The organism is Mesorhizobium sp. M7A.F.Ca.CA.002.09.1.1, from assembly GCF_003998555.1.
In the GTDB taxonomy this organism is placed as follows: Bacteria; Pseudomonadota; Alphaproteobacteria; order Rhizobiales; family Rhizobiaceae; genus Mesorhizobium; species Mesorhizobium ciceri.
Map to the genome: position 1 here is coordinate 1 of NZ_RZRR01001002.1, position 1,864 is coordinate 1,864.

A 1,864-nucleotide genomic window follows, 5' to 3' on the forward strand; every position below is an offset into this window, starting at 1 on the left:
CCCTCGACCGGCGCGCGCACCACGGCCTGCACCTCATTGCCGACCATCATTCGCGCCAGCGAAGAGGCTGTTTCCTCACGCGGATTGCAATGGCCGACCACCTTGCCGTGGCGCAGCACGGTGGCGCGGTCGCAGATGCGTTTGACCTCTTCGAGCCGGTGCGAGATGTAGAGGATGGATTTGCCTTCCGAGCGCAGGCGCTCCAGCGTCTCGAACAGCTTGTCGGCTTCCTGCGGCGTCAACACCGAGGTCGGTTCGTCCAGGATGATGAGCTGCGGCGTCTGCAGCAGGCAGCGGATGATTTCGATGCGCTGGCGCTCGCCCACCGACAGGTCGCCGACCAGCGATTCAGGATCGAGCGGCAGGCCATAGCTGAAGGAAAGCGCCCTCGCCTTCGCAGCGATGCTGCTGATCGGCGAGCCGTCGTCCAGCGACAGCGCGATGTTTTCGGCCGCGGTCAGCGCCTCGAACAGCGAAAAATGCTGGAACACCATGCCGATGCCGAGCTTTTTCGCGACGCCCGGGCTGGAAATCCTGACGGCCTGACCGTTCCAGAAGATCTCGCCGGCATTGGGCTCCAGCGAGCCGAAAAGCATCTTGACCAGCGTCGACTTGCCGGCGCCGTTTTCGCCGAGCAAGGCGTGGATCTCACCCCTGGCGATGTCGAGATCGATATGATCGCACGCCGTCAGCGTGCCGAATATCTTGGTGAGGCCACGCACCTCAAGCAGGTTCGTGCCGTCCTGATTTGCACTCACAGTGCCTCCCATCTGGTTAGCCAGACATGTTCTGTGTTCCCGCAGGCATGGTAGGCGCGGCCGGCTCTCATCGGAAAGCGGCACACGTCTTGAAAGAGCTTCAAGAATTTCAGCGGAAATTCAAGGGATAGCAAGGCAGAACGAACTAAGGGATGAGAATGGTCGTCCCTGTGGTCCTGCGGCCCTCGAGGTCGGAATGCGCCTTGCCGGCGTCCTTCAGCGCGTAGCGCTGGTTGATCCGGATCTCGACCGCGCCGCTGAGCACGACCTCGAACAGGGCGGCAGCAGAAGCGTCGAGGTCCTCGCGTTTTGCGTTGTAGACGAACAGTGTCGGCCTTGTTGCGAACAACGAGCCCTTCTGTGCCAGCAACGACATGCTGAACGGCGGTATAGGTCCCGAGGACTGGCCAAAGCTGACGAACATGCCGAGCGGCCGCAGGCAGTCGAGCGAAGCCGGAAACGTGTCGTTGCCGACCGAATCGTAGACGACATCGCATTTCTTGCCGCCGGTGATGGCGGCGACGCCGGCGACGAAATCCTGTTCCTTGTAGTTGATGACGTGATCGAAACCATGCGCCCTGGCGAGCTCGATCTTGTCGGACGAGCTGGCGGTGCCGATGACGGTGGCGCCGAGATGTTTTGCCCATTGGCCGAGGATCAGGCCGACGCCGCCTGCAGCGGCATGGAACAGGATCGTGTCGCCGGCCTTCACCTTGAACGTCCGGCGCAGCAGATATTCCGCGGTCATGCCCTTCAGCATCATCGCTGCGGCCTGTTCGTCGCTGATGCCATCCGGAACCTTGACGACGCGGCTGGCATCGATGACGCGTTCTTGCGCGTAAGCCCCCGTCGTCACGGCATAGGCGATGCGATCGCCCGGATTCAGCCAGTCGACGCCATGGCCGACCTCCAGCACCACGCCGGCGGCTTCGCTGCCTGGCACGAGCGGGAAGCCGCCGGGTGGCGGATAGAGACCGGAGCGATGGTAGACATCGATGAAATTGAGGCCGATCGCGGTGTGCCGGACCAGGATCTGCCCGGATCCCGGCTGGCCGGGATCAGCGTCCTCATAGGTCAGAACTTCCGGGCCGCCATTGGCATGAATG

The 1,864-nt window shown here is 62.7% G+C and carries 2 protein-coding genes; both read right to left on the minus strand.

Annotated features, from left to right (window positions below):
- Positions 1–770: ATP-binding cassette domain-containing protein (locus tag EN994_RS29480; protein WP_164746321.1), on the minus strand; the 770-nt coding region annotated here is incomplete at its 3' end.
- A gap of 133 nt (positions 771–903) precedes the next feature.
- Positions 904–1,863 (minus strand): quinone oxidoreductase, encoded by a 960-nt coding sequence (locus EN994_RS29485; RefSeq protein WP_127308057.1) that lies wholly within the window; start codon positions 1,861–1,863, stop codon positions 904–906.
- Between the last annotated feature and the right edge of the window lies 1 nt (position 1,864).